Below are 22608 nucleotides of genomic sequence, written 5' to 3'. Positions count from 1 at the left end.
CAAGCGTCACAAACCCGACGTGCCGGTGCGGTCGGCTCGCCAGCGTGCAAGCGTCCGTAGCATGAAGCAATGAGCACCTACGCCCACGTGGAGTTGCTTCCCACGGGCCCTGCCGACGTGACTTACCGGCACCTCACCTCCGACCATGTCTCGACTGTCACCGCCGCGGGCCGGCGCTTCCTGCAGGTTGAGCCCGAAGCGCTGCGGTTGCTCACTGCTGAGGCCATGCGAGACATCTCGCACCTGTTCCGCACCGGTCATCTGGCCTCGATCGCTGCGATCCTGGACGATCCCGAAGCCTCGGCCAACGACCGGTTCGTCGCCCTGGAACTGCTCAAGAACGCCAACATCGCTGCCGGGGGAGTGCTGCCGAGCTGCCAGGACACCGGCACGGCAATCATCTGGGGCCACAAGGGTGAGCGGGTGCTCACCGGCACCGATGACGAGCCCGACTTCGACGATGCCGAGGCCATCTCACAGGGAGTTGCCGACACGTTTCTCACGTCGAACCTGCGCTACTCGCAGATGGCCCCGCTCGACATGTTCACCGAGCGCAACACCGGCAACAACCTGCCCGCACAGATCGAGATCTACGCATCGCCGGGCGACGAGTACGAGCTGGTCTTCATGGCCAAAGGAGGCGGCTCGGCCAACAAGAGCTTCCTGTTCCAGGAGACCAAGGCCCTGCTCAATCCCGACAGCCTCACCCGGTTCCTCGACGAGAAGCTGCGCACGCTGGGCACTTCCGCCTGCCCGCCGTACCACTTGGCGGTGGTGATCGGCGGTACTTCGGCCGAGTTCGCGGTGAAGGTGGCCAAGTACGCGTCGGCCAAGTATCTCGACACGCTGCCCACTGCCGGCAGCGAGGCTGGCCACGGCTTCCGCGACCTCGAATGGGAAGGCCGGATCTTGGAGCTCACCCGTGAGTTCGGCATCGGCGCACAGTTCGGCGGCAAGTACTTCTGCCACGACGTGCGGGTGGTGCGCCTGCCCCGTCACGGGGCGAGCTGCCCCGTTGGCATCGCTGTCTCGTGCTCGGCCGACCGCCAGGCACTCGGACGCATCACCGCCGACGGCATCTTTCTCGAACAGCTCGAGACCGACCCCGCCCGGTTCTTGCCCGAGACCGAGGAGCAGGAGTTGTCCACCGGGGTGGTGCCCATCGACGTGAACCAGCCCATGGATGCCATCCGCAACCAGCTCACCCAGCACCCCGTCAAGACCCGCTTGTCGCTCACCGGCACGCTGGTGGTGGCCCGCGACATCGCTCACGCCAAGCTGAAGGAACGCCTCGACGCCGGCGAGGGGCTGCCCGACTACCTCCGCGAGCGGCCGGTGTATTACGCCGGCCCTGCCAAGACACCCGAGGGCTACGCCTCGGGCTCGTTCGGCCCCACGACTGCGGGGCGCATGGATTCCTACGTGGAGCAGTTCCAGGCGGCCGGGGGCAGCCTTGTCATGCTGGCCAAGGGCAACAGGTCTCGCCAGGTCATCGAGGCGTGCGCTCGCTACGGCGGCTTCTACCTGGGCTCCATCGGCGGCCCGGCGGCGCGGCTGGCCAAGGACTCGATCCGCAAGGTCGAGGTGCTTGAGTATCCCGAGCTGGGCATGGAGGCGGTCTGGCAGATCGAGGTGGAGGACTTTCCGGCCTTCATCGTGGTGGACGACAAGGGCAACGACTTCTTCAGCGAAGTCTCAACGCCCGTGCTGATTTCTGCGAGCGAAGGGGCTTCGCCCCCGCTCGCGACATAAGGAACTGAGGGCCTTGCCCTCAGTTCCGCCAGAACAGGATCACGTCGAGCGGGTTGATGTCGCCGACCGTGAACCAGATCGAGGCGGCAATGCCCGCCGCGGCGAGCAGCACCATGGTGGCGATGGTCGAGCGTGGCAGCTTGCCATCGGCATCGGAGGGCAGGCGTTCCCGCACCTTGCCCAGCAACCGGTCGGCCCATGCTGCGTCCCGGGCCAGGATCGCCAAGCCCACGGCCACCACCAGCATCCCCGGCCCGGGCAGCGGCATCATGATCACGCCGAGCACCACCACGCTGAACCCGAAGCCCATCCGCACCATCCGGAGCATCGAGCTGCGCCACGCCTTCTGACGGGTCGGCTCGCGCTCGCCTGTCTCCAGCTCGGCCGCGATGGCGGCTTCGCGGAAGCGCTCGCTGCGGGTCGGATCGCTGGGATCAGGCGTGTGTCGATCGGGTTCGTTCATGGTTCAGCACGGCAGCGGTCGGCAAGGCGGCAATAGTGTGGCGCGTCGCAGGCGCTGCGCAACGTCGCCTCCGCGATCAGCGCCGCGCTTGTGAAACCGAAATGAGGAGAGCCGACGATGCCGACCGTCGACAAGTCCACACCCATCGCGTGGACCGTGGGCGATGCCCAGCTCACGCGCATCGCAGAGCTCGAAGTGCACTGGCCCTTCGGCATCCTGCTGCCGGGCGCCGAAGACGTCATCGACGACTACGACTGGCTGCGGCCCGACTTCGTCACCGACGACGGCCGTATGCGCCTGTCCATGCATTCGGTGGTCATCGAGTCGGCGGGATCGCGCATCATCGTGGACACCTGCGTCGGCAACGACAAGTCACGCCCGGGCGCGCCCCCGTTCGAGCAGCTCTCCACCCCGTTCATGGCAGACCTCGAAGCGGCGGGATTCGCGCCCGAGACGATCGACTTCGTGGTGTGCACCCACCTGCACGTCGACCATGTGGGCTGGAACACCCGCCTCGTCGACGGCGCCTGGGTGCCCACGTTCCCCAACGCCCGCTACCTGTTCGTGCAAGCCGAGTACGACTACTGGCGCGCCGAGCCGCAGGACTACGGGCCGGTCTTCGAGGATTCGGTGCAGCCCATCATGGACGCCGGGCTCGCCGACCTCGTCAGCCCCGACCATCGCATCAACGACGAGGTCTGGTTCGAGTCCACGCCCGGCCACACCCCCGGCCACGTCAGCGTGATCATCGAATCGGCGGGCGAGCGAGCCGTCATTACCGGCGACATGATCCACCACCCCCTGCAGTTCGCCCGCCCCGACATGGCCTCCAGCGCCGATTACACCGCTGACGGAGCCTCCACGGCCACGCGACTCGAAGCGTTCCCACGCTGGTCTGACGGCCGGCTGGTGATCGGCACGCACTTCGCCGGCCGCACCGCAGGCCACATCCAGACAACCGACCAGCCCAACAGCTGGATCTTCGCCCCCTGACCGCAGCGCGGGCCCGGTGAATCTCGGCCCCTAGCCGCGGGGTTCTCGGGGCAGCCTGAGGATCCGCTCGCCGATGATGTTGCGCAGGATCTGCGTGGTGCCGCCCATGATCGTGTAGGCGGGCGCATACACCACGTTGCGTGACACCCGGTTGGCAAGCATCGTCTCGGCGCCGGCCACGTCGCCCACGAAGCGGGAGACCTCCTGCTCGAACTCGGTGCACCACGTCTTGGTCACCGCCGAGTACTGGGGGAAGGGCGTCTGGCGCAGCACGTTGCGCAGCACCATGTCGCGGCCGATCCGGTAGCCGGTCTCGATACGGGCCATTCGCTGGCGAATGAGCGGGTTCGAGGTGTCGGCCCGGTCCTTCATGTCGAGGTACAGGCGCTGGTTCGACGCCAGCCGGTCGATGCCGCCCCGCTCGTGCTCCAGCTGGCGCATGGTCTGGGAGAAGCTGTTATTGAGCTCGCCCACCAGGTGCTCGACCGGCACGGCCACCTCGTCGAAGTACACCTCGTTGAAGTGGGCGTCGCCCGACGCGTCACGGATCGGCCGCACCTCGATGCCCGGGGTGTCCATCGACACGACCAGCTCGCTCATGCCCTTGTGCGGCGGGGCGTCGGGATCGGTCCGGCAGATCAGGTAGCACCAGTTCGCAGTAGCGGCGCCGCTCGTCCAGATCTTCTGGCCGTTCACGATGAAGCGGTCGCCGTCTCGCACCGCCGTCGTGCCGATCGCGGCCACGTCCGAGCCCGCATCGGGCTCCGACATGCCGATGCACCAGCGGGATCGCCCGGCGCGCATCTCGGGCAGGAACCGGGCCTGCTGTTCGGGCGTGCCGTAGGTGAGCAGTACCGGGCCGATCTGGCGATCCGGGAAGAACGAGCTGGCCATCGGAGCGCCCGCGAGCAGCAGCTGCTCGGTCACCACGAACCGCTCGACTTCGGGCCGCCCGTCGCCGCCGGCCTCGGCGGGCCAGCACATCCCGATCCAGCCGCGCTCGCCCAGCCGCAGCGTGAACTCCTCCGAGTAACCCACCAGCCAGCTGTCGTCGATGGTGAACAGGTCGGCGGTCGCCTCGCGCACCCACCGGGCTGCTTCGTCGGCCAGATCGGTCAGTTCCTGGGGCCAGCGGTAATCCATCGCCGAGACCCTACGGCGCAAGGGCGAGACGGTTCATGACACCGATCGTCCCGGGGGCACGGAGGCTCCGCTGGGTCGGCGAGGCCGAGTTGTACTCTGCCCGACCGTCGGCCCGCCCACATTTTCCTGACGCGAGGACACACCCATGATCCGAGCCCGTCGCGGCACGGCGGCCAAGGCCGCAGCCATCTCGCTCGTCGCTGTGCTGGCATTGCAGCTGGCGGTCCCAGCTGCCGCTAGCGAGCACAACGACGAGCGGTCAGAGCGCCAAGCGCTTGAGGAGCTGTTTGCTGCGACCGGCGGGGACAACTGGAGCCGCAACGACCTCTGGGGCTCGGGCGCGCCGCTCGGCCAGTGGCACGGCGTCACCACCGACGGCGACGGGCGGGTGGTGCGGCTCGAACTGCAGTCCAACGGGCTATCGGGGGAACTGCCGGAGGCGATCGGCCAGCTCACGCGCCTGCAACGCCTCGACCTAGGAGACAACGGCATTCACGGCGAGATTCCCCGAGCCATCGGCGAGCTCACCGATCTCCGAGAGCTCGACCTGCAGAACAACCGGCTCTACCGCCAGATCCCTGCCGAGATCGGCGAACTCACCAACCTGACGCTGCTCGACGTCAAGCACAACGCCCTGTGGGGCCGGAATCCCGTCGAACTGTGGCAGCTCGACAACCTGCGAGTCCTCGACATGCGGGGCAATCGCATGTCGGGCCCGCTGCCGTCCGAACTGGGCGAGATGACCCAGCTCTCGCACCTGGTGATCAGCGACAACCTGTTCTGGGGCGAGCTTCCCGCCGAGATCGGCCAGCTCGGCAACTTGGCGTGGCTTGATGTCAGCCGCAACAGCCTGTCCGGCGAGCTTCCCGCGGAGATTGGCGACCTTGCCAGCTTGACCTGGCTCGATGCCAGCAACAACACGCTCTCGGGTGAGATTCCCGCCGAAGTGGGCAATCTCGGCGAACTCATCACGCTCGACCTGCGCGCCAACCAGCTCACCGGGCCGATCCCCGCAGAACTGGGCGGCCTCGGCGAACTCGAGTATCTGGTCATCAGCGAGAACCGGCTGTCCGGGGAGCTTCCCGCCGAGATCGGCCAGCTCGCCGAACTCAGGCATCTGCGCCTCGAGCACAACAGCCTCGGCGGAGCGCTGCCGCCCGAGTTGGGCGACCTGGGCGAACTGCGCTACCTGCGGCTTGAAAGCAACCAGCTGACGGGTCAGATTCCGTCAGAAGTGGGCCAGCTCGCCAGGCTCAAGGAACTCCGGCTGGAGCGCAACCGGCTCACGGGCGACATTCCGAGCCAAATCGGCGAACTCGGCAAGCTCCAAGCGTTGAACCTGGGCGACAACCAGCTCTCGGGCACCATTCCCGCTGAGCTCGCGGACGCAGCGAGCCTCGCCGAACTGCGTCTCGACCGCAACCTGCTGACTGGCCGGATCCCGAGTGCCCTGGGCGCGCTCACGAAGCTGAAGCACCTCGACCTCAGCGACAACGTCCTCTACGGTCAGGTCCCCTATGCGCTGTGGGACCTGACCGAGCTTCGCGAGCTCCGGCTGAATGACAACGAGCTGTCCGGCCCGCTGAAGACGGCGGTTGCCAACCTCACCGAGCTCACCGAACTCGACCTGAGCAACAACCTGTTCTCCGGCCAGATCCCGGTAACCGTCGGTCACCTCGCCAAGCTGCGCAGCCTGCGCATGGCGAACAACGAACTGAGCGGTTCCATCCCCAGCAGCATCGGCAGGCTCGGCCAGCTCAGGAGCCTTGATCTCAGCCGGAACTCGCTCACCGGCACATTGCCGGGGGGCTTGGCTCGGCTGGCGCAGCTCCAGCAACTCGTCGTGCACGACAACCAGTTGTCGGGAGAGATCCCCGCTGAGCTCAGCGGCCTAGACGAGCTGCGCAACCTCGACCTGAGCCGGAACGCGCTGACCGGCCACATCCCGCCCGAACTCGGCGGCATGGACAATCTCGAGCGCATCTCGCTCAGCTTCAACGAGCTCGACGGCCCCATTCCCACCGAGTTCGGCGACTTGGCGAATCTGCGGATCCTCTTCCTCCGCTATAACGCGCTGAGCGGTGAGATCCCGGCCGAACTCGGCAACCTCAGCTCGCTCACGCGGCTCAACCTGTGGCACAACGAGCTGACCGGCCCCATCCCCGCCGAACTCGGCAACCTGGTTCACCTCGCCCGGCTCGATCTCGACGACAACCAGCTGTCCGGCGAGATCCCGGCCGAGATCGGCAACCTCGTCGAGCTGACCGAAGTGTGGCTGCGGGGCAACGAATTGACCGGCCCCATCCCGGTCGAACTCGGCAACCTCACCAAGCTGCGACGGCTCTACCTCGACGGCAACCAGCTCACCGGGGCTATCCCCGACGAGTTCGGCAATCTCAGCAGCCTCAGGCGACTGTGGCTCCAGGGCAACCAGCTCAGCGGCCCCATCCCTGCAGGTCTCGCGGCGCTGGCCGATCTCGAACAGATCATGCTCGGCGGTACCAACACGCTCAGCGGCTGCATCCCCGCCGACTGGCGCTACGCCGAGTTCTTGGCCGACGATCTCGACAGCCTCGGGCTGTCCTTCTGCCCGTCCGAACAAGACCTGGCGACCCAGGGGATTGTGGACGAGCTGCGCCGCAATGCCGCCGACTTCTCCTACGAGATCGGCACCCATGGCGGCGCGCTCACGCTGGCGACGATCTCCGAGCCGCTGACCTTCAACCTGGCGCTGTCCAACGACGCCGGCTCGTCGAATGTCTTGGGCTACCTGTTCGAAGGCCTCACCGAGACATCGTGGCTGGACGACACGATCGAACCGGAGCTCGCCGAGTCGTGGGAGAGCTCTGACGACGGGCTGCGCTGGGTGTTCCACTTGCGTGACGATGTGAGGTGGAACGACGGCACGCCCTTCACAGCACACGACGTGGACTTCACGTTCAACCAAGTCATCTACAACGACGACTTCAACGCGTCGAGCCGTGGCACCTTCGAATTCCGCTATCTCAACGATGACGGAGAGTGGGAAGCGTCGAAGATGACGGTGGCGGCGCTCGACGATCACACGGTCGAGTTTGTGCTGCCGCAGCCGTTCGCACCGTTCCTGCGTTCGATGGGCACGTCCATCTACCCCAAGCACATCTTCGAGGGGCCCATCGAGGCGGGCACGTTCACCGAGTTCTGGAACATCGACACCGACCCAACCGAGATCGTCGGCACCGGCCCGTTCACCATCGGCGAGTACACGCCCGAGGAGCGCGTCGTCTTCAAGCGCAATCCGCACTACTGGAAGACCGATGCCAACGGCCAGCAGCTCCCGTACTTGGACCAGGTGGTGCATATGGTAGTGCCGGATCTGGAGTCCGAGCTGGCGCTGTTCCGTGACGGCACCGCGGACTTCCACGGCGTGCTGGGCGAGGAGTATGCGCTGCTGGAACCGCTGCAGGAAAACGAGAACTTCGCCCTGCACCGCCGGGGCCCCGGCTTCGGCACCACGTTCCTGACCTTTAACCAGAATCCGGGCTCGAACGACGCAGGTGAACCGTTCGTCGACCCGGCCAAGCTGCACTGGTTCGGCAACGTCAACTTCCGTCAGGCGGTGGCCCACACGCTCGACAAGGCGGCCATGATCGACGGCATCCAGCACGGGCTGGGCTACGAGCAGTGGTCATCAGTGAGCCCAGCCGCCGGCGATTTCCACAACCCCGATGTGCGTCGCTACCCGTACGACATCGACAGGGCGAACGATCTCCTGGATGACCTGGGGTGGATCGACACCGACGGCGACGGCATCCGCGAGGACGACTTGGGCAACCCGATCTCGTTCACACTGGTGACCAACACGGGCAACGCCGTGCGCCAGGCAGCCACGGAGATCATCCGGGACGGGATGGCCGAAGCGGGTCTCGACGTCACCTACGAGGCGATCGAATTCAGAGACCTGGTGTCGCAGCTCACCGCCACCTACGACTGGGAAGCCATGGTCATCGGCTTCACCGGGGGCCCCGATCCCTACAGCGGCATCGGCTTGTGGCACAGCTCCCAGTCGCTGCACCTGTGGCGTCCGTTCCAAGACGAACCCGCGACCGACTGGGAAGCCGAGATCGACCGGCTCTATATCGAGGCCAGCCGGGAACTCGATCACGACAAGCGAGTCCGGCTCTATCGCGAGGCGCAGGCCATCATCGCAGCGAACGTGCCGTTGATCTACACGACGCTCGGCGAACGGCTGGGCGCCGTGCGCAACGTGTTCGGCAACACCACGCCGACGCTGTACGGCTACTGGGACATCCGCTACCTGTACCGCACCGATCGGTAGGAGGCGCTCGTCGGCAGCAGCCTCAGATCAGCAGGTTCGCCCGCAGCATCTCCAGCACGGCGGGATCGAGCCCGTGGTTCAGCAGGTAGCCCTCCACACCCGTGCCCGTGCCGTTGGACTGCTGAGGCCCGTAGCGGCTGTCCAACTCGTCGAGCACGCTGGCCATCACCGCCCGTGGGGCGCTCAGAATGGCTCCCACGTCGTCGATGCTGATGCCGATCTTCGCGAACTCGGGTGCCAGTTCAGCCATGCGCTGATGGGATCGCAGCTCGTTGGTGAGGCAGTAGTCGTCCAGCACGGTCTCGCGGGCGACGCCGAGCGCTTCCAGCAGGAGCGCTGACGCGATGCCGCTACGGTCCTTGCCGGCCGTGCAGTGGAACAGCATCGGCAGATGGTCGACGTCGGCGGCAATGGCCACGAGCTGAGCGAACCGCTCGCCGTAGGAGCCGATCATCTGCAGGTACAGCCCGGCCATGTCGCTCTCGCTGACCGACCGCAGCCGACCCTCGAAGATCTGGTCCACCATGCTGATGTCGCCGTCCACGGTGTCACCCACCGGCAGCGAGATGTGCGACGTCACGCCTGGCCACAGCCGCGAGCGGTCGCGCTCGATCTCGGGTCCGGCACGGAAATCGACCACCGTGCGGATGCCGCGGCTGCCCAGTTCTTCGAGATCGTCGAGGGACAGTGCGCTCAGGCGATCGGAGCGAAACAGCGCCCCCATCCGCACATGACGCCCGCCCCCTGCGAGATAGCCGCCGATGTCACGGCAGTTGTTCGCGCCCTCGAGGGTGATGACAGCATCCCGACGCACGGGCTCGCAGGGTAATCACTTCCGAAGTACCGTCGCCGCCCATGCGTGCAGTGGTGATACCCGAATACGGCGGCGTCGACGTGCTCCAGGTACGGGAAGTGCCCGACCCGGCACCTGGGCCCGAAGAAGTGCTGGTGAATGTGGCGTGTTCGGCGATGAATCGGGCAGACCTGCTCCAGCGGATGGGCCTGTACCCCGCGCCGGGCCCCAAGCCCGAGTTCGAGATCCCGGGTCTCGAATTCGCAGGCACCATCGCCTCGCTCGGCGAGCGAGTCGCTGGCTGGGCGGTGGGCGACGAGGTGATGGGCATCGTGTCGGGCGGCGCGAAGGCCGAGCAGGTCGTCACCCACGAGCGCATGCTGCAGCGCATCCCCGCTTCGGTGGAGCTGCGCGATGCCGCAGCGATCCCGGAGGTGTTCATGACCGCGCACGATGCGCTCGTGACCCAGGGGGGTCTGGCCTCAGGCGGCACGGCGCTGGTGCATGCAGGTGCCTCGGGCGTGGGCACCGCCGCGATTCAGATCGCCAAGGCCATCGGCGCCCGCATCGCCGTCACCTGCTCGACGTCGAAAGTGGCGGCCTGCACCGACCTCGGCGCCGACCTCGTCATTGACTACACCGAGACCGACTTTGCTGATGCGATCAAGGAGTGGACCGGCCGCCAAGGCGTCGACGTGGTGCTCGACGTGATCGGCGGCGATTACCTGGCCCGCAACATCGCCTCAGCACGCGTCCAGGGGCGCATCATCCAAGTTGGCGTCATGGGCGAGCCGACGGCCACGTTCCCGCTCGGGGCGCTGCTGCCGAAGCGAGCGGCGCTGATCGGCACCGTGCTGCGATCACGGCCCATCGAGCAGAAGATCGACGCTAACCAGCGCTTCTGCGCCGAACTGCTGCCGCGCTTCGACGACGGCGCGCTGCGACCGGTCATCGACTCGCGCTTCGCACTCGACGACATCGCCGAGGCGCACGAATACATGGCCACCAACGCCAACGTCGGCAAGATCCTGCTGGACGTGAGCTAGCGCCTGCGGGCCGGCCATCGCCGGGCGGCGCAAAGACAGCTAGCGGTTCTCGATGGCGACGTAGTCGCGCTGGCCGGGGCCGGTGTACTTCTGGCGGGGGCGGTAGATCTTCTGCTCGGGATCGCCGAGCATCTCCACCCAGTGAGCAAGCCAACCCGGCGTCCGGCCGATGGCGAACAGCACCGTGAACATGTCGAGCGGGAAGCCCATCGCCTCATAGATGAGCCCTGAGTAGAAGTCGACGTTGGGGTACAGGCGCCGGTCCTTGAAGTAGGAGTCGCTGAGCGCCACCTCTTCCAGCTTCATGGCGATGTCGAGCAGCGGGTTCAGGCCGGTCACCTTGAACACCGCATCGGCGGTCTCCTTGATGATCTTGGCCCGCGGGTCGTAGTTCTTGTACACCCGGTGCCCGAAGCCCTGCAGCAGCACATCGCCGGACTTGGCCCGCTCGACGTACGCGGCCACATTGTCGAAGCTGCCGATCTCGTGCAGCATCCGGATGACCTGCTCGTTGGCGCCCCCGTGCAGCGGCCCATACAGCCCGCAGGTGGCCGCTGCCACCGCCGAGTACGGATCGGCCCGGCTGGATCCGACCGTGCGCATCGTGGTGGTGGAGCAGTTCTGCTCGTGGTCGGCGTGCAGGATGAACAGCACGTCGAGGGCCCGTGTCAGCGTGGGGTCGGGCACGTAATCGGGGTCGGCCACGCTCCACATCATCCGAAGGAAGTTGCCGGTGTAAGTGAGGTGGTTGACCGGGTACTCGTACGGCAGACCCATCCGATTGCGGTACGTGAACGCCGCCATCGTGGGCATCTTGGCCATCAGCCGGATGATCTGGACCAACCGCGTGTAGGGATCGTCGATGTCCTTGGCTTCTGGGTAGAAGGTGGACAGCGCGGCGATGGTGGAGACCAGCGTGCCCATCGGGTGGGCGTCGTAGCGGAAGCCCTTGATGAATCGCGTGATGTCTTCGTGCACGTAGGTGTGGAACGTGATGTGGTGGATCCACTCGGCCGCCTCGGCCTCGGTGGGCAGCTCGCCGTGGATCAGCAGGTAGGCCACCTCGAGGAAGCTGGACTGCTCGGCGAGCTGCTCGATGGGGTAGCCGCGATACCGCAGGACGCCCTCGTCGCCGTCGATCTCGGTGATCTTCGAATCGCAGTTGGCTGTTGAGAGGTAGGCGGGGTCGTAGAACCACAGGCCTCGGTCCAGCTCGCGCAGTGCGGCCGCGGAGATCGTGCCGTCGACCACGGGAACGGTCACCGACTCTCCTGAGCGGTTGTCGGTGATCGTGAAGCTGTCCTGCGCCATCAGTCCCCCTTGTTCGCGCCGCCGAATGTACCCAATATGTCGCTCCGCCGCGAATCCCAGGGCCTAGAGGGGGGCGTTGTCGTGGCGGCGCTGGCGCAGCCGTTCGCGCTTGGTGGCAAGCATGTCGAGCGTGTCGATGAGCTCCCGGCGCGTGTCGGCGGGGTCGATGACGCAGTCGACGTAGCCGCGCTCGGCGGCGACGTAGGGATTCAGGTACGTGTCCTCGTAGTCGGTGACGTAGTCGGCGATCTCGTCCTCGCCGGCGCCACGACGGAGGATCTGGGCCGCCTGGGATGCGCCCATCACCGCCAGCTCGGCGCTCGGCCACGCCAGGTACACGTCGTTGCCCATCGTCTTGGAGTCCATGACGATGTAGGCGCCGCCGTACGACTTGCGCAGCACCACGGCCACCCGCGGCACCGTGGCGCGGGCATAGGCAAAGGCCAGCTGGGCGCCGTGGCGGATCATGCCGCGCCATTCGAGGTCCTTGCCGGGATAGAAGCCGGGCGTGTCCACCAAGGTGACCAGCGGCAGGCCGAAGGCGTCGCAGAAGTTGACAAAACGGGCGCCCTTCTGGCTGGCGGCGATGTCGAGCGTGCCGGCGATGCTCATCGGCTGGTTCGCGAGCACGCCAACCGAGTAGCCGCCCAGCGTGGCGAAGCCCGTGACGAGATTCGGCGCCCATCCCGCCCGCAGCTCGGTCAGGCAGCCCTCGTCGACGAGCTCCATGATGATGTCGCGCACGTCGTAGGCACCCGTCGGCACCGATGGCAGCATCTCGCCCGCAGCAGGGGTCGGGCGCTCACGCGGATCGTCGGTCTCGATGCGTGGCGGCAGCTCGTCGCAGTGCGGCGGCAGGTAGCTCAGGATCTCGGTGAGCATGTCGAGCACGCCCTCGGTGGATGTCACGGCAGACGCAGTTCCCGAGGCGGTGGCATGAATCGGGGCGCCGCCCAGCTCGTCTGGCCCGATGGCCACGCCGGTCATCTCGCGCACCGGAACGGGGCCGCTCACGAAGGCATAGGCATCGTCGGACATCACGACGACGTCGGACAGCCCGATCAGCAGGGCAATGCCCGAGATGGCCTGCCCTGTCACCCCGGCCAGGACCGGGACCACTCCCGAGCACCGCACGAGCACCCGCGCGGCTTCGCCCCAGCCGTGCAGCGCGGCGACGCCGTAGTGCGCGTCGGCGCCGCTGGACGACAGCATGAGCACCACAGGCAGGCGCTTGGCGAGCGCCGTCTGCAGGCCCGCGACGATGGTCTCGCTGTCGGCGGGCGACAGTGCGCCGCGCCGGTGGGGACTGTCGGCGGAGATGAGCATGGCCGTTCGCTCGCCGAGAGTGGCGATGCCGGCCGTGACATGTCCACTCGCACCGGCGCGCAGCTGCAGGTCCACTGCCGTGAGGTTATGTGGCGGTGACGCCGGGGATGCGACGGGACACGCTGCGGATCACCGAGCGCAGCATGTCACGGGCTGCGGCCGCCGGCGCCGACAGCATCCCGCGGCGACGGATGGCCAGCGCGACCTGGCGAGGAGGCAGGTCCGCAACGGTCAGCACGCTCCAGTCGCCCCGGTCGGTCCAGACGGGGATGGAGGTGATGGGCACGATGGCTGGACCGTAACCCTGGAACGCGAGGGTGGCGGTGAGCCGGATGCCGTCGAGCTGTGCCATCGTCCGCAACGCCACGCCGCGCCGTGCCGCAGCCGAATCGATGAGCATGCGCATCACCGAGCCAGGCGGTCCGAGCAGCAGCTCGTGCTGCTCGAGTTCGGCAAAGCTCACCTCACGATCGCCGAGCGCCGCGAGCGCGTGCCCCGTGGGGGCGATGACCACGAATTCTTCGGCGAACAGTGGCGTGGCCATCAGCTCCTCGTGATCGAGCGGGGCGTTCACCACCGCAAGATCGAGTTCGCCGCCCTCGAGCAAGCGGGTGAGCGCCAGAGTCGTGGCGTCGACCACTGTGGCGTCGACATCTGGGTGGTGCCGGCGCAGTTCGTCGAGGAAGGGCGGCAGCAGCCAGCGTCCGGGGGTGCCGATGATGCCCAGATGCACGTCGCCGGTGACATGCGACGTCATCGACGCCACGTCGGCCCGCATAGCTGCGATCTCGCCGTTGATGCGCTTGGTGCGGGCCAGCACGACCTCACCCTCGGGCGTCAACGACCCCGCAGCGCGATCCACGAGCACGGCGCCGAGCTCATCTTCCAGTTTTGCTACGTGGCTGGACACGTTCGACTGCACGGTGTGCAGCGCTCGCGCCGCTGCTGAGAACCGGCCGTGTGCAGCAACCGCAGCCAAGGCGTCGAGGTATTTCAGGTCCATGCGGCCACGTTAGCGCCCGGTCGCAAACCATCTCCAAAAGAGATTGAAACTATCTGCGCTAACTGCTGGCCCGATAGCGAGACCCGCGGTAATTTGCTCGTGAGCGGTTACCCCACACCGCTCCACATATCGCACCGCCGCACGGTGTCCCCCCACCCAGGCGGGCGAGTGCCGGATCGGAAGCCCCCGCTCCGACCGGCAATAGGTCGAAAGCGTCCCCCACGCCCAGCGACCTCAGCGAAGAAGCCGGCCCTCCCCCCGGGCCGGCTTCCTCGCGTCAGAGCGAGGCTCGGATGATGTTGAGCGCCGAGCCTGCCTTGAACCACTCGACCTGGTCGTCGCTGAACGTGTGGTTGGCCTGGAATGAGAACGTGTCACCCGACGGTTTGCGCACCTCGACGGTGACCGGGCGGCCCGGTGCCAGATCGGCGAGCCCCACCACCGAGATCCGGTCGTCCTCGTCGATGCGGTCGTAGTCGGCGGGGTCCGCAAACGTGAGCGGCAGCATGCCCTGCTTCTTCAGGTTGGTCTCGTGGATGCGGGCGAAGCTTCGGCACAGCGCCACGAGGCCGCCCCGGAAGCGCGGCTCCATTGCGGCGTGTTCGCGGCTCGATCCCTCGCCCATGTTCTGGTCGCCGATCACCACCCAGTTCACGCCGGCGGCGTGGTACGCCTTCGCGATCTCCGGGTATTGCTGCGTCTCGCCGGTCAACTGGTTCTTGCCGTGCCCTACGTCGTAGCCGTCGAAGGCATTCACCGCACCGAGGTACAGATTTCCCGAGATGTTCTCGAGGTGGCCCCGGTAACGAAGCCACGGCCCGGCCATGGAGATGTGGTCGGTGGTGAACTTGCCCTTGGCCTTGACCAGCACCGGGAGATCTGCGTAGTCGTTGCCGTCCCACGCTTCGAACGGTTCGAGCACCTGCAAGCGGTCCGACGTCGGTGAGACCCGCACCTCGACGCTGTCCCGGTCGGCCGGCGGGGGCACGAATCCGCTCTCGCCGGGATCGAAACCGGCCGGCGGCAGCTCGACACCCACCGGCGTCGGCAGCGTGACCGGCTCCCCGGCATCGGTGTGCAGCACGCCGTCCACGGGATCGAAGTCGAGCGTTCCCGCCAGCGCCAACGCCATGACGGTCTCGGGCGAAGTGACGAATGCCAGCGTGGCGGCATCGCCGTCGTTGCGCTTGGGGAAATTGCGGTTGTAGGAGGTGACGATCACGTTCGCCTGGCCGGGCACGTAGTTCGCGTCGCCGGAGCGGTCCCACTGGCCGATGCAGGGCCCGCACGCGTTGGCGAGCACGGTGGCGCCCAGCGCCTCGAAGTCGGCGAGCAGCCCGTCACGCTCGATGGTGGCCCGCACCTGCTCCGAGCCGGGGGTCACCAGCAGCTGTGTCCGGGCCCGCAGCCCCTTGGCGGCGGCGTCGCGGGCAATCGAGGCAGCCCGGGTGATGTCCTCGTAGCTGGAGTTCGTGCAGCTGCCGATGAGCGCGGCGCTGATCTGCAGCGGCCAGCCCTCGGCCCGGGCCTCCGCGCCCAGGGCGGACACCTCACGGGCGAGGTCGGGCGTGTGGGGACCATTGATGTGGGGCCGCAGCTGCGACAGGTCGATCTCGATGACCTGGTCGTAGTGGGCGCCAGGGTCGGCCATCGCATCGTTGTCAGGCCGCAGGTGCTCGGCGACCCCGTCGGCCGCCGCGGCCACTGCAGAGCGCCCGGTGGCCGACAGGTAACGGGCCATCGCGGCGTCGTAGCCGAACAGCGACGTGGTGGCACCGATCTCGGCGCCCATGTTGCAGATGGTGCCTTTGCCGGTAGCGCTGAGCGATTCGGCGCCCGGGCCGAAGTACTCCACGATCGCCCCAGTGCCGCCGGAGACCGTGAGGATCTCCGCCACCTTCAGGATCACGTCCTTCGGCGCACTCCAGCCGGACAGCTCGCCGGTGAGGTGCACGCCGATGACCTTGGGCCACCGCACGTTCCAGGCGAAACCGGTCATGACGTCGACGGCATCGGCGCCGCCCACGCCGACTGCCACCATGCCCAGCCCGCCGGCATTGGGCGTGTGGCTGTCAGTGCCGATCATCATCCCGCCCGGAAAGGCGTACTGCTCGAGCACGACCTGGTGGATGATGCCGCTGCCGGGCTTCCAGAAGCCTGCGCCGTAGCGGGCGCACACGCTCTCGAGAAAGTCGTAAACCTCCTCGTTGTTCTCTGAAGCGGCGAGCAGATCGCGCTTGCCGTCCTCGCGAGCTTGGATGAGATGGTCGCAGTGGGTCGTGGTGGGCACCGCCACCTCGTCCAGCCCGGCAGTCATGAACTGCAGCCACGCCATCTGTGCAGTGGCGTCCTGCATGGCGACGCGATCGGGCGCCAAGTCGACGTAGGAGATCCCCCGTTCGAGTTCCTGTTCGCGGTGGGACAGGTGCGCGATCAGGATCTTCTCCGACAGCGTGAGCGCGCGGCCCAAGCGCTCACGCCCGAACGCCACTGCGTCGGCCAACCCTGCGTACACCCCTTCGATCAACTCGATCGGCGTACTCGCGTGAACGGCCATGGACAACCCCCTGTTCGTGGGCGAAACGGCGGGCAGGTGTGCGCAACTGCAGCCGCGGTACAGCATCCGCCAGCCGGGGTTTCAATCTAGAGGCTCACCCCGGGTTCACTCCCGGAGCCGCGCTGCGCGCCGTCCCGCCGGATTCTCGGCCAAGCCTGCTGATAGTTGTGGTTACTAGGGTCATGGGCGTGACTGCGGGTGGTGCCCCGCTGGCACCGACCTACGAGCCTGACGAGGCTCCAACCCGAAGGATCGTCGCGGGCCTCGGCGGGCAGCTTGCGCTGCTGATGGTTGTGCCGCTGGCGATCCTTCCGGCGCTCGTGGTGCAGCTCGCCGGACAATCCGATGCGGTGGCCGCACGAGCCGTCGTGGCATCGATGGTGGTGTGCGGTCTCACGACGCTGGCACTGACCGTGCGCTTGGGACGGCTGCGCAGCGACAGCCTCTATGTCGCCACGGTCGATCTCGTCAGCCTGCCGTTCTGCATCCTGGCGCTGGCAAGCGGGGGCCCGGCCACACTGGCGGCTCTGGTGGTCGTCTCCGGGCTGTTCCAGGTGGTGATCGGCCTGCGGATGTCGTATCTGCGACGGTTGGTGACGCCGCAGGTGCGCGGCACGGTCCTGATCTTGGCCTTTGCGGCATTGGTGCCGGTGCTCGCCGACGCCGGCAGCGCTGTGGAGCAGGACCTCGACTGGTTTGTGCCGGTCAGCGTCGTGGGGACGGCAGTCACCATCGTGCTCATCTCGGTTCGGGGCCCGCGGCCGTGGCGGATCTGGGGACCTGCACTCGGACTGGCCGTGGGGCTGGGCGTTGCGGCCGGCCTGGGTGCCTACGACTTCGAACTTGTTGCTGATGCTGCGTGGATCGGCTTCGCGGATATCGGCAGCAGCCCGGGGTGGGGCATCGATTACGGCACGTTTGCCTCGATGCTGCCCTCCTTCCTGATCGTGTCGTTCGCCATCCTCGTTCGCATGCAGGGCATCTCGTCGAACACGCAGATGGTCTCGTGGCGCACATCTCGTGCTCTCGATTTCCGTGAAGTGCAACGCGCCAACTGGCGCATGGGTGTCGGAACGATGCTGTCGGGCGTCGCCGGGTCGCTGCCGGTCACGATTGCCGGCGTCGGCCCTGCCTTCATCAACCAGACTCGATGCGCGTCGCGTCGCATGGGCACCATTGCCGGCTGCTTCTTCCTGCTGGCGGCGTTTGTCCCGAAGCTGCGGGCGGTCGCCGTGGCGATCCCGCGTCCGATACTGGCCGCCTACGTCATCGTCGCCCTGATCCCGCTGGTACTGCGCGTCGTGATCAGCTCCGTGCAGCGCCTGCGAAGCACGCGCGATGCGCTGGTCATCCTGCTTCCGCTGGCAGTGGGGCTGTGTGTCGAATTCGGCGCGCTGTCGTTTCCGCCGGAGACCGTGTGGCACGCCGTGTCACAGAACGGGCTGACCGCCGGGAGCCTGGTGCTGGTGGTTGCGGCCGTCCTCAACAGCCTCATAGGGCGCCGGGCGAGCTTGGAGGTCGAGCTCAGCGCCCGCAGCACGACGGAGTTGAGGCGCTTCGTGACCGACTTCGCCGAGCGGCAGGGCTGTGACGAATACAGTGTCGAACGGTTGGAAGCTGCAGCCGAGGAGGCGCTCGCCGTCCTCAGCGAGCATGCATCGTCGAGATCGCTGAATGGCGCGCGGCGAGTGCGGGTGGCGCTGGGAAGGATCCGGTCAGGAATCGAGCTGGAGTTCGTGAGCGCGCCGAGCGACGGGCAGAACCTGGAAGAGCGCATCGCACTGCTCGCGGAGCCTGAGGCCGAGACCATGGAGACCACGATCGAGCGTGATGCCGCGCTGCGGCTGCTGCGGCACTACGCGAGCCACGTCAGCCATCGGCAGTACCTCGAAGCGGAGATCCTGACTGCGGTGGTCTCCGATGCCGGTGCCCGCCGACGATCGCGACGGCCGAGATGTCAGGGGCGGACTTCGTAGTAGAGGTTCGCGGCGTCGTTGAAGTCGTGCTCGGTGAATCGCGTGAATCCTGCGGCCGCAGTCATCTCGCGGGCCTTGTCGGGATAGAGACCGAGCGTGCCCAATCCCATGCCGCCCGGCTCGCTCAGCGCCGACTGCAGGCAGCTCGTGATGGAGAAGCCGTAGAACATGGCCAGCATCGGGTTGCGCTGGTCGAGTTTGAAGTCGCCCTTGGAGCGGATGTCCTTGATGAGCAGCGTGCCGTCGGCGTCGAGCGCAGCCCGGATGGCATCCAACGCGTCGTCGGGCCTGGGCATGTCGTGGAGGCAGTCGAACGTAAGCGCCAGATCGAAGTCGCCGGTGGCGGGAACGTCGGCGGCGCCGGCCTCGACGAACGTCGTGTTCTCCAGACCCGCGTCCTCAGCCCGTTCCTGTGCTTGCTGGACGGCGATGGCCGACGGATCGAATCCGACGACCTCGGTGTTGGGCCACTTCTGCGCGATCAAGCAGGCTGACACGCCCGCTCCGCAGCCCACGTCCAGCACCTTGGCCCCGCGTTCCAGCTTGGCCACGACACCGTCGAGGCCTCCCAGAATCACGGACGTGAGGTTCTGGCGGCTGAACGGCCCGGTGGTACGGGCCAGCCCCGCCGCCGCCCGGGGACCCTGCTGCTCGTAGGTCATGCCGATGCCGGTGCGGAACGAGTCGAGGATCAGGTCCAAGACCTGGTCGCCGAGCCCGCCGCGGAAGGCGCCCATGGCGAAGTGCAGCGAGCCCTCCTCATCGACGAGCAGCGCCTCGGCCTCGGGCGACAATGAGAAGGCACTGTCGTCGTGGGCGACGAGGCCGGCAGCTGCCACGCCGTACAGCCACTCGCGCACCAGCCGCTCGGCGAGGCCGGTCGCCTCCGCCACGTCGTGGCTCGACGCGGGCTGGGTCTCCGAGAGGGCTGCGAACAGCCCGAGCTGGTCGCCGATGTGCAGCATCGCCGACACCATCTCGCCCTTCTTGTACGTCCACACTTGGAAGGCGAGCTTCTTCAGGAGGTCAGGGTCGATCTCACGCCGCTCGGTTGCAGTCTCAGCCATCCGCGAGACGCTACTCGCCAACGTGCCGCAGCCCCCGAGCGGCCGCTGAGGCGGTGCAGAGGGGGTCGTCGCCGGCGGGGGGCTGGTGAAAGCACAGGATCGCCTCGACACCGACGTAGGTGAACTCCCAGGGCTCCGGTACCGGTCCCTGCCGGCCGCCGTCAGGGGGGTAGCTCGGGATCCAGCCGTGCTTCTTGGCGATTGCGAAGTTGTCGGCCGAGATCCACTCGTGGGCGGGCGAAGAGCCGAAGTGGGCGTGCCCCACTTGACCGATGTCGATCGCGTATCCCGTGTGGTGCTTGGAGTACCCAGGCGGCGCCGACATCTTCAGACGCTCGGCCAGGTCATCGAACTCATAGGGCACCTCGAACGGACGCAGGAACACCTCCCGCTGGTACCGGTGCCCGCGGTAAGCAGATTTCAACTCCAGCTCGAAGCCGTGCTCGGCAGCGTCCTGCTCCAGGGCCAGCCACGCCACGGCGGCGGGACGCTGCAGCGCCAGGCCATCGTCGATCAGGCGCATCAGTGCATAGTCGGCTGGCAGTGCTCGGCGCTGGTAACCGCGTTCGACGGCTTCGGCACGGACCTGCTCGTCCATCTCGGCCGAGTCGGTGATCGTCGGCGGGGCTGAGATCGACGACAAGTTCGGCAGCTCTGCCGTGGTGAACAGCTCGTTGAACTCCGGGCCGGTGAAGTGCGGGAAGGACAGCGAGTCGACGCCGGCGGGCACCGGCTCCTGCCAGCGCGACACGGGCTCGTCGAGGGCCGGCGGAGGCGCCCACGGCCCGATGATCGGCTCGCTGATCCAGGCGTTCGGCTCGGCGACTGCTGCCCCGAGCGGGCGAGGGAAGACAAGGGTCGTGAGACCGATTGCTAGGGCGGCAATTGCCCAGCGGCAGCGCCGCCAGCGTGAGGAGGGGATATCAGCTGACACCAGCAGGCTCATCAGCGCCTACCAGGGTGCGGTACAGGTCGGCGTAGAGACCGTCTGCGGCGAGCAGATCGAGATGGCGACCCTGCTCAACGAGCCGGCCGTGATCGAGCACCAGTATCTGGTCGGCGTCGGTGATGGTTGACAGACGGTGAGCGATGACCAGCGCGGTGCGACCGGCAAGCGCGGTCGCGAGCGCGCTCTGCACCAGCGCCTCGTTCTCGCTGTCGAGGTGACTTGTGGCCTCGTCGAGCACCACGATCGCCGGACGCTTCAGCAGCACGCGCGCAATCGCGAGACGCTGCTTCTCGCCGCCGGAGAGCCGGTAGCCGCGCTCGCCCACGACAGTGTCGGCGCCCTCGGGCAGGCTCTCGATCAGCTCGTCGATGTGCGCCGCCCGGCAGGCCGCGGCAAGTTCCCCATCGGTCGCGCCAGGGCGGGCATAGCGCAGGTTCGCGGCGATGGTGTCGTGGAACAGGTGCGGATCCTGGGAGACGACGCCGATGTGAGATCGCAGCGACTCAGACGTGACGTCACGGACATCGTGCCCGTCGATGGACACAGCACCGCCGTCGACGTCGTACAGCCGGGCAATGAGGGCGGCAAGGGTCGTCTTGCCGGCGCCCGACGGCCCGACGAGGGCAACCGTCTGACCCGGCTCGATAACTGCGGACACCCTGTCGAGCACCGGTCCCCCCGCAGTGTCGCTGTGCTGCTGGGGCGTCGCAGGTGCTCCGCTGTGCTGCTGGGGCGTCGCAGGTGCTCCGCCCAGTTCGAGCAGCATCTCACTGTCGGCAGCGGGGTAGGTGAAGGTCACCTCACGCAGTTCGATCCGCCCGTCCACGGTGTCGAGCTCGACGGCATCAGCGCGATCGGCAATCGGGTTCGGCAGGTCGAGCACCGCGAACACGCGCTCGAACGAGACCAGCGCTGTCATCACGTCGACCCGGGCGTTCGTGAGGCTGGTCAGCGGCATGTAGATCCGCACCACCATCAGCCCCATGGCCACGAGCGTCCCCACCGTGAGCGCGCCGGAAATCACCAGATGCGCGCCGACCCAGTACAGCATCGCGGCCCCGACGGCCCCCACCAGGCTGAGACCGATGAAGAACGCTCGCCCGTAGAGCGCGCTGCGCACACCGATGTCGCGCACGGTCCGCGCCGAGCGGCTGAACCCAGCCCGCTCGATGTCATGCCGTCCGAACAGCTTGACCAGCAGCGCGCCGGCCACGTTCATGCGCTCGGTCATCACGGTGTTCATCGCTGCGTTGTGCTCCATGCTCTGGCGCGTCAACGCTTGCAGCCGCCGGCCAACTCGTTTCGTCGGAGCGATGAACACCGGCAGCAGTGCCAGCGCGAGCAGTGTCAGGCGCCACTCCAGCGCCAGCATGGCCACGAGCGTCGTCGCAAGCACGATCGTGTTGGACACCACCGAGCTGAGCGTGCCGGTGAACGCCCGCTGGGCGCCGATGACGTCGTTGTTCATCCGGCTGATCAGCGAGCCAGTCTGCACATGGGTGAAGAACGCGATTGGCATCCGCTGCACGTGGTCGTACAGGCCCACTCGCAGGTCGAAGATCAGCCCTTCCCCGATGCGCGCCGACCACCAGCGCTCGATGAACGACAGGCCGGCCTCGCAGAACGCTGCGGCCACGATGATCGCTGCCAGCACGTTGAGCTGCCAACGGTCTCCCGCCGGGATGGCCTCGTCGATGATGCGCCCGAACAGGATCGGCGGCACCAGGAACGCCAGTGCTCCGAGCAGTTGTGCTGCGAGGAAGCCCGACAGCATCATCCGGTACGGCCGTGCCAGGGCCGCTGCCCGGCGGACGGTGCCTGGCGCTATGTGACGTCCTTCCACACCGGCTGGGTCGTGCCCCATCGCGCCGTGCGCGGACGCCATCGACTGCATGAATCGAACGATACGAG

At 67.2% G+C, this 22608-nt stretch carries 15 protein-coding genes; 5 read left to right on the top strand and 10 right to left on the bottom strand.

Annotated features, from left to right (window positions below; genetic code table 11):
- Positions 1-69 precede the first annotated feature (69 nt).
- The gene (locus ACOGXD_RS01545) at positions 70-1752 is read left to right on the top strand and encodes a fumarate hydratase (protein ID WP_419916175.1); all 1683 of its coding nucleotides are present in this window, start codon (positions 70-72) and stop codon (positions 1750-1752) included.
- 19 nt (positions 1753-1771) lie between these two features.
- On the opposite strand, the gene ACOGXD_RS01540 is transcribed toward ACOGXD_RS01545, so the two are convergent.
- Complete coding sequence (locus tag ACOGXD_RS01540) at positions 1772-2215, bottom strand: PGPGW domain-containing protein (protein ID WP_419916174.1); 444 nt, start codon at positions 2213-2215, stop codon at positions 1772-1774.
- Positions 2216-2332: 117 nt separating this feature from the next.
- Between ACOGXD_RS01540 and ACOGXD_RS01535 the strand changes: the two genes are divergently transcribed.
- On the top strand, positions 2333-3208 hold the full coding sequence (locus tag ACOGXD_RS01535; protein ID WP_419916173.1) for an MBL fold metallo-hydrolase: 876 nt from the start codon (positions 2333-2335) through the stop codon (positions 3206-3208).
- A gap of 30 nt (positions 3209-3238) precedes the next feature.
- On the opposite strand, the gene ACOGXD_RS01530 is transcribed toward ACOGXD_RS01535, so the two are convergent.
- Positions 3239-4351 carry an acyl-CoA dehydrogenase family protein gene (locus ACOGXD_RS01530; protein WP_419916172.1) on the bottom strand — a complete coding sequence of 371 codons (1113 nt, stop codon included), beginning with the start codon at positions 4349-4351 and terminating at the stop codon, positions 3239-3241.
- Positions 4352-4496: 145 nt separating this feature from the next.
- Here ACOGXD_RS01530 and ACOGXD_RS01525 point away from each other — a divergent pair, with 145 nt between their 5' ends.
- Positions 4497-8669, top strand: a complete 4173-nt coding sequence (locus tag ACOGXD_RS01525) for an ABC transporter substrate-binding protein (RefSeq protein ID WP_419916171.1) — start codon at positions 4497-4499, stop codon at positions 8667-8669.
- 22 nt (positions 8670-8691) lie between these two features.
- Here ACOGXD_RS01525 and ACOGXD_RS01520 read toward each other — a convergent pair whose 3' ends face one another.
- Positions 8692-9483, bottom strand: a complete 792-nt coding sequence (locus tag ACOGXD_RS01520) for a tyrosine-protein phosphatase (RefSeq protein WP_419916170.1) — start codon at positions 9481-9483, stop codon at positions 8692-8694.
- Positions 9484-9524: 41 nt separating this feature from the next.
- On the opposite strand from ACOGXD_RS01520, the gene ACOGXD_RS01515 reads away from it, so the two are divergent.
- Complete coding sequence (locus ACOGXD_RS01515; RefSeq protein ID WP_419916169.1) at positions 9525-10508, top strand: NAD(P)H-quinone oxidoreductase; 984 nt, start codon at positions 9525-9527, stop codon at positions 10506-10508.
- A gap of 39 nt (positions 10509-10547) precedes the next feature.
- On the opposite strand, the gene ACOGXD_RS01510 is transcribed toward ACOGXD_RS01515, so the two are convergent.
- The 4 genes from ACOGXD_RS01510 to ACOGXD_RS01495 form a co-directional block, all read right to left on the bottom strand.
- Entirely contained in the window at positions 10548-11819 is a 1272-nt protein-coding gene (locus tag ACOGXD_RS01510; RefSeq protein WP_419916168.1) for a citrate synthase, read from the bottom strand.
- A gap of 63 nt (positions 11820-11882) precedes the next feature.
- Entirely contained in the window at positions 11883-13220 is a 1338-nt protein-coding gene (locus tag ACOGXD_RS01505) for an acyl-CoA carboxylase subunit beta (RefSeq protein ID WP_419916167.1), read from the bottom strand.
- A gap of 10 nt (positions 13221-13230) precedes the next feature.
- Positions 13231-14148: a LysR family transcriptional regulator gene (locus tag ACOGXD_RS01500; protein WP_419916166.1), complete on the bottom strand. Its 918-nt coding sequence runs from the start codon at positions 14146-14148 to the stop codon at positions 13231-13233.
- 277 nt (positions 14149-14425) lie between these two features.
- On the bottom strand, positions 14426-16705 hold the full coding sequence (locus ACOGXD_RS01495) for an aconitate hydratase (protein WP_419916165.1): 2280 nt from the start codon (positions 16703-16705) through the stop codon (positions 14426-14428).
- A gap of 38 nt (positions 16706-16743) precedes the next feature.
- Here ACOGXD_RS01495 and ACOGXD_RS01490 point away from each other — a divergent pair, with 38 nt between their 5' ends.
- Complete coding sequence (locus ACOGXD_RS01490) at positions 16744-18681, top strand: solute carrier family 23 protein (RefSeq protein ID WP_419916164.1); 1938 nt, start codon at positions 16744-16746, stop codon at positions 18679-18681.
- Here ACOGXD_RS01490 and ACOGXD_RS01485 read toward each other — a convergent pair.
- Genes ACOGXD_RS01485 through ACOGXD_RS01475 form a run of 3 tightly spaced genes read right to left on the bottom strand, consistent with a single transcriptional unit; the run spans position 18663 to position 22591 of the window.
- Positions 18663-19748, bottom strand: a complete 1086-nt coding sequence (locus tag ACOGXD_RS01485; protein WP_419916163.1) for a class I SAM-dependent methyltransferase — start codon at positions 19746-19748, stop codon at positions 18663-18665. The two genes, ACOGXD_RS01490 and ACOGXD_RS01485, sit on opposite strands and share 19 nt — an antisense overlap.
- 10 nt (positions 19749-19758) lie before the next feature.
- Positions 19759-20694: a M15 family metallopeptidase gene (locus ACOGXD_RS01480; protein WP_419916162.1), complete on the bottom strand. Its 936-nt coding sequence runs from the start codon at positions 20692-20694 to the stop codon at positions 19759-19761.
- Positions 20672-22591 (bottom strand): ABC transporter ATP-binding protein, encoded by a 1920-nt coding sequence (locus ACOGXD_RS01475; RefSeq protein WP_419916161.1) that lies wholly within the window; start codon positions 22589-22591, stop codon positions 20672-20674. The genes ACOGXD_RS01480 and ACOGXD_RS01475 overlap by 23 nt, the downstream gene beginning before the upstream one ends.
- Between the last annotated feature and the right edge of the window lie 17 nt (positions 22592-22608).

The sequence above is a fragment of the Candidatus Poriferisodalis sp. genome (assembly GCF_965204125.1).
GTDB lineage: Bacteria > Actinomycetota > Acidimicrobiia > Acidimicrobiales > Poriferisodalaceae > Poriferisodalis.
This window is presented reverse-complemented; position numbering and strand designations above follow the sequence as displayed.

Excerpts from the sequence above, each read along its gene's own strand:
- ACOGXD_RS01545 (WP_419916175.1), top strand. The coding sequence starts at position 70 with ATGAGCACCTACGCCCACGTGGAGTTGCTTCCCACGGGCCCTGCCGAC.
- ACOGXD_RS01540 (WP_419916174.1), bottom strand. The coding sequence starts at position 2,215 with ATGAACGAACCCGATCGACACACGCCTGATCCCAGCGATCCGACCCGC.
- ACOGXD_RS01535 (WP_419916173.1), top strand. The coding sequence starts at position 2,333 with ATGCCGACCGTCGACAAGTCCACACCCATCGCGTGGACCGTGGGCGAT.
- ACOGXD_RS01530 (WP_419916172.1), bottom strand. The coding sequence starts at position 4,351 with ATGGATTACCGCTGGCCCCAGGAACTGACCGATCTGGCCGACGAAGCA.
- ACOGXD_RS01525 (WP_419916171.1), top strand. The coding sequence starts at position 4,497 with ATGATCCGAGCCCGTCGCGGCACGGCGGCCAAGGCCGCAGCCATCTCG.
- ACOGXD_RS01515 (WP_419916169.1), top strand. The coding sequence starts at position 9,525 with ATGCGTGCAGTGGTGATACCCGAATACGGCGGCGTCGACGTGCTCCAG.
- ACOGXD_RS01510 (WP_419916168.1), bottom strand. The coding sequence starts at position 11,819 with ATGGCGCAGGACAGCTTCACGATCACCGACAACCGCTCAGGAGAGTCG.
- ACOGXD_RS01500 (WP_419916166.1), bottom strand. The coding sequence starts at position 14,148 with ATGGACCTGAAATACCTCGACGCCTTGGCTGCGGTTGCTGCACACGGC.
- ACOGXD_RS01495 (WP_419916165.1), bottom strand. The coding sequence starts at position 16,705 with ATGGCCGTTCACGCGAGTACGCCGATCGAGTTGATCGAAGGGGTGTAC.
- ACOGXD_RS01485 (WP_419916163.1), bottom strand. The coding sequence starts at position 19,748 with ATGGCTGAGACTGCAACCGAGCGGCGTGAGATCGACCCTGACCTCCTG.
- ACOGXD_RS01480 (WP_419916162.1), bottom strand. The coding sequence starts at position 20,694 with ATGAGCCTGCTGGTGTCAGCTGATATCCCCTCCTCACGCTGGCGGCGC.
- ACOGXD_RS01475 (WP_419916161.1), bottom strand. The coding sequence starts at position 22,591 with ATGCAGTCGATGGCGTCCGCGCACGGCGCGATGGGGCACGACCCAGCC.